Here is a 5,539-nt window from a genome sequence, read left to right as displayed (position 1 = left end):
TATCGCGTCGACTTCTACGCGGACCTCAACAAAGACGGCGTGTACACGCCACCTCAGGGAACCCCGCCAACCGGCTACCCCGACCATCAGTGGCGGATCCAGGGCGACACGACATTCGCCGAAGGCACTGCGGGTCTGACCAACGTCGGCGGGGCGGTCGCCATCACCATGGCGCACAACGCGACGTGGACCGACATCGACTGGCCCGGGTACGAAAAGAACTCGCCCGGCGTCTACACCCTGAAGCTGTCTTTGACGAGCTTCGCGCCGCACGCCGAACAGAAGATCGAGGGTCGCGTCATCGACACGGCGACTCGTGTCGAGGTGGCGCGCGCCAACGTCGTGGGAGCGCCAGAGGTGTCGCTCGACTTCGGCAAGGTTCTCGTGGAGAGTCACACCTACCGCGTGGACTTCTACGCCGACCTGAACCGCGACGGCGCGTACAGCGCGCCCGTCGGGAACCCGCCGACCGCATGGCCCGACCATCAGTGGCGGATCGCCAGCGATTCCGACTTCGTGACCGGCTCGGCAGGCTTGGCGAATGTCGCGGGGAACGTCGCGTTGTCCATGTCGCACAACGCGCGGTGGACGAACATCGAGTGGCCCAAGTAGGGTCCAGCGAACACGGCGAGCGGGCCCTCGAGGCCCGCCCCTACTCCGAGCCCGAGTCGGCGTCAGAGGTCGCGATGCCGTAGCTCTCCAGCCTGCGATAGAGGGTGCGGAGCGCCATTCCCAGCATCTTGGCTGCCTGCGTCTTGTTCCCGCCTGTTGCCTCAAGCGTCCGCAGGATCGCCTCGCGCTCCAGGTCATCCATCGACGCGCCGACGCGGAACAACTCGCCGTCCGGCTTGTCTCCGATGGCGACGTTGGCGGGCAGGTCGGAACTCCGAATCGTGTCACCCTCGACAGTCAAGACGAGTTGGAACACCAGGTTCCGCAGCTCGCGCACGTTCCCTTCCCATCGGTAGGCTTGGAGCTGCCGCAAGGCATCGGCATCCCACCGCATGGGTCCCGACCCGTACTCCTGCGTCGCCTGCTTGAGGAAATGCTCTGCAAGGACGGGGATGTCCTCGCGCCGCTCGCGCAAGGGCGGCAGTTCGATGGGGAACACGACCAGCCGGTGATAGAGGTCCTCGCGGAAGGAGCCGTCCTGAACGGCTTCGCGCAGGTTGCGGTTCGTCGCCGCGACGATCCGCACATCGATGGGGGTCGCCTTCGTCGCGCCGACGCGCATGATCTCGCGTTCCTCGAGCACGCGCAGCAGCTTCGCCTGCGCCTCGAGCGTCATCTCGCCGATCTCGTCGAGCAGCAGCGTGCCGCCGTTGGCTTCCTCGAAGTACCCCGGCTTGTCGCGGGAGGCTCCCGTGAACGCCCCACGGTTGTAGCCGAACAACTCGCTCTCGACGAGCTCCCGCGTCACCGCCGCGCAGTTGAACGGCAGGAACCGCCGGTCCTTGCGGGGGCTCAGCGCGTGGATCGCCCGCGCGACGAGCTCCTTCCCCGTGCCGCTTTCGCCCAGGATGAGGACCGTCGCAGAAGTCGGCGCGACGCGGCGCAGCTTCCGGTACACCTCCTGCATCTTGGGCGACCGCCCGATCATGTTCTCCGGCGCGTAGAGGTCATCCACTTGTTCGCGTAGCGCGGAGTTCCGGCGCACCAGGTCATGGCGTTCGACCGCCTTTCGGACACGAAGGCGCGTCGCCGCGATGTTGAGCGGCTTCTCCAGGAAATCCACCGCCCCAGCCTGAACCGCCTCGACCGCGCCAGCGATGGTCCCGTACCCAGTGATGACGATGACCTGCACGTCAGGACAACGCTCCTTCGCTCGTCGGAGAAGCTCCTGACCGTCCATGCCGGGCATCTTCAGGTCGGTCAGCAGCGCGGCGACGTCATTCTCCTCGAGCAGTCGGAGCGCCTGATCGCCGTTCTCGGCGGCGAGGATCCGGTATCCCTCGTTGCGGAAGATGCGGCGCATCGCATCGAGTTCCGTGTCATCGTCATCGACAATCATGACGATCGGCTCAGTCATGGCTTCCTCCACCCGTGCCGGGACGACTCGGGAAGTGCAGCGTGAAGGTCGTACCTTGACCCGGTTGGCTCTTGACGTCGATCCGCGCGCCGTGCAGGTCTGACACCTGCTTCACCACCGCGAGACCCAGCCCCGTGCCCTCCTTCTTCGTCGAGAAGAACGGCTCGAAGATCCTCGCGCGCGCCTCGTCTGCGATCCCCCCGCCGGTATCTCGTACGACGACATCGACGCCGTGCACGGACTGCTCCCCGCGCACCGTGAGCGTCCCGCCGTCGCCCATCACCTGAAACGCGTTGAGGACGAGGTTGAGGAATGCCTGCTTGAGGAGCAGCGGGTCCGCCATCTGCGGCTGCGTCGAGTCGATCTCCCGCACGATCTCGACGCCGAGACGATCGGCTTCAGGCTCGACGAAGTCGAGCACCTCGTGAAGAACGCTCCCGATCTGCACCGGTTCGAGCTCGGCGTGCGATTGGCGCGCGTATCGGAGGAAGTCGCTGAGGATGACCTCCAGACGCTGGATCTCGCCCCGTACTCGGGTCACCTGGCGACGAATGCCTTCGCAGTCCGGCGGCTCATCGCCGGACAGGTCCTCCTCAAGCAACTGCAGCGTGATGCTCATACTGTTGAGGGGGTTGCGGATCTCGTGGGCGAGACCTCGCGCGATCCGTTCCATGGGCGGCGGCGCGGGGTCCGAGCCAGTTGCGGTCGCAGTACGCCGCATCCAGCGTGCCGCCGCAACGGCGAGCACGACGCCGACGGCGATCCCCGCGCCAAACAGGACCCATGCGGTCACGACGAAGCTCGGCTAGTCTGCCAGCGACGTCTTCGGCTGAAGCATGAGGACGACCGGACTGGCGATGTAGATCGAGGAGAACGTTCCGATGATGATCCCGAAGATGAGCGCGAGCGAGAAGGTTCGCAGCTCTCCGGGCCCCGATTCGAGGAAGATGACCACGACCACGAACAGCGTGAGCAACGACGTCAACAGCGTCCGGCTCAGCGTCTGCGTGATGCTCGAGTTCATCACGTCCTCGAGCCGCACGCCGCGCAGGATTCGCTGGTTCTCGCGGATCCGGTCGAAGATGACGATCGTATCGTTCACGGAGTAGCCCACGACCGTCAGGAACGCCGCGAGCGTGGGCAGGTTGATCTCGAGGTTCAGCACCGAGAAGAGCCCGACCGTGATGGCGACATCGTGCGCGGTCGCGACGACCGCCCCGACGGCGAAGCGCCACTGGAACCGGAGCGAGATGTAAACCAGCATCAGCCCCAGCGACAGGATCGTAGCGAGGATCCCGATGCGCCGCAGGTCCCGTCCCACGTTTGCGCCGACTTCCGTGATGCTGATGTCCTCGATCGCGTGTGCGCCCTGAAGCGCCTGGACGATCTTCTGCCCCGTCCCGGCTTCTTCGACCACCGTATCGATCAGCACCTCGTTGCCGGGCGCGACCACGATCTTCGGTCGCGCGATCGCGGCGTTCTGCAACGTCGACGCGACATCGGACGGCGTGACGGGCTCGCTGAACTTCGCGACGATATGCGCCCCGCCTCGGAAGTCGATACCGAGGTTTGGGCCCCCCTTGACGACCAGCGACGCGACGCCGCCCAGAATCACCGCCAACGACACGGTCATCGCAGCCCGACGCACGCCCAGGAAGTTGATCGTACCGGTCACAGGTGCGCCTTTCCCTAGCTCTTCTTGAATCCGAACAGCGGGTAAATCGGGATCGACTTCCGCTTGACCTCGAACGCTCGGAACATCTCGCGCGTCACGAAGAGCGCCGTGAACATGCTCGTCACGATGCCGATGGTGAGAGTCACGCCGAAGCCGCGCACCGAACCGGTCCCGAACTGGATCAGGACGATGGCTGTCAGGACGGTGGTCACGTTCGAGTCGAAGATCGTCCAGAAGACGCGCCCGTACCCCGCGTTGATCGATGCGGACACCGACTTGCCGGCTCGGAGCTCCTCCTTGATGCGTTCGTTGATGAGCACGTTGGCGTCAACCGCCATGCCCATCGTGAGCACGAGACCCGCCAAGCCCGGCAGCGTCAGTGTCGCCCCCAGCAGCGCCAGCGACGCGAGGATCATCAGCGCGTTCAGCACCAACGCGATTGCCGCAAACGTCCCGCAGACGTTGTAGTAGTAGGTCATGAAGACGAGCGCCGTGGCGATGCCGATGATCGCCGCCAGCGTGCCTTGACGGATGGCTTCCTGACCCAGGCTGGGCCCTACAGTGCGCTCGTGGGCAATCTTCATGGGGACGCGGAATGACCCTGACTTCAGTATCGTCGCCAGCTCTTCAGCTGACTCCTTGTCGAACCCGCCGGAAATGGACGCCTCACCGGTCAGGATCGGCTCGCGAATGCGCGGGAACGAGACGACCGTGTTGTCGAGGATGATCGCCATCAACTCGTTGACATGCGCGGCGGTCGCCTCGCCGAACGCTCGACGACCGTTGCCGGTGAAGCGGACCGACACGACGATCTCGGCGATGTTGCGCTGAGTCGTCGCGCGCGAGACATCTCGACCCGTGATGACGGACTCTCGGTCGACGACGAGCCAGTGACCCTCGCGGTCGTAGAGGACCTCTGCGGTATCGGGGACCTGATCCGGCGTGGGAGGCGTGCCGGAGCCGTACCACGGGGCTCCGTCCTTCTGCTGAACCATGCGGAACTCGAGCCGACCCATCGTCTCGATGAAATTGGCGAGCTCAAGCGAGTCGCTCGCGCCGGGATCCTGCACGATGATTCGGCGCCCCCTCGGGTCGCGACGGATATCCTGTTCGCCGACGCCGTGGGGGTCGAGCCGGTTCCGCAGGATCTCGGCATTCTGAGCCAGTGCCTGGCTGACGTGATCGTCCATCTCCCCGGACTCGACCCGCAACCGATAGCGCACTAGGCCCTCTGCGTCTGCGTGGGTGTCATAGATCGGCTCTAAAGCGAAGCTTTCGATGCCATCGAGATAGGCTTCGGTGTCTGCCTTGCGTGTGTCCCCGGCGATGCCCCAGTCGGCGCTCGGCTTGATGACGACGACTAACCCGCCATCTTCCGGTATCACCTCTCGGCAGTTGACGCGGTAGCGCTCGCGCAGGTCGCGACGTATACTCGATTGCGCCTCGGCAAGCGCCTGCTTCTCGGCTTCGGCGAGGTCGAGCTCTAGCGCGAGATAGACGCCGCCTTTGAGGTCGAGACCGAGCCGGATGCGGCTTTCGGACAAGAGCCAGCCGCGCAGTCCCAGAGGCAGCTTGCCGTAGAGCTGGAGGTCACGCAGGACCGCGTCGGGGGAGCGCCCGAAGGAATCGGTGTACTCGTACTTGAGCTTCGCTTGGATCGCGCGGGAATCGTCCGCGGGGCTGGCGCTGTCGTTCAGCCGGACATCGGTGAGCCCTATCGCCTGTGAGCGCTCGCGAAGCGTCGCCGCAAGACGTCGATAGGCTTTGCTCAGTGCCTCCGCTGACTTGGACGCCGGTTTGTCCAGCAGGAACTCGAACCCGCCGTCGACCGACAC

4 protein-coding genes are annotated in these 5,539 nt (G+C 65.1%); all 4 read right to left on the bottom strand.

The annotated features are described in order from the left end of the window. Positions 1-652: 652 nt before the first annotated feature. From FJZ36_17835 to secD, 4 genes are read right to left on the bottom strand one after another with little or no spacing between them, the layout of a single operon-like run. Positions 653-2,029: a sigma-54-dependent Fis family transcriptional regulator gene (locus tag FJZ36_17835; protein ID MBM3216759.1), complete on the bottom strand. Its 1,377-nt coding sequence runs from the start codon at positions 2,027-2,029 to the stop codon at positions 653-655. Then, entirely contained in the window at positions 2,022-2,822 is an 801-nt protein-coding gene (locus FJZ36_17830) for a sensor histidine kinase (GenBank protein ID MBM3216758.1), read from the bottom strand. Before FJZ36_17830 ends, FJZ36_17835 begins: the two co-directional genes overlap by 8 nt. 12 nt (positions 2,823-2,834) lie before the next feature. After that, a complete protein-coding gene (secF, locus tag FJZ36_17825; protein ID MBM3216757.1) occupies positions 2,835-3,704 on the bottom strand; it encodes a protein translocase subunit SecF in 870 nt (289 codons plus the stop codon). A gap of 14 nt (positions 3,705-3,718) precedes the next feature. Next, positions 3,719-5,539: a protein translocase subunit SecD gene (gene secD, locus FJZ36_17820; GenBank protein MBM3216756.1), complete on the bottom strand. Its 1,821-nt coding sequence runs from the start codon at positions 5,537-5,539 to the stop codon at positions 3,719-3,721.

The organism is Candidatus Poribacteria bacterium, assembly GCA_016866785.1.
Classification (GTDB): Bacteria; Poribacteria; WGA-4E.
This window is presented reverse-complemented; position numbering and strand designations above follow the sequence as displayed.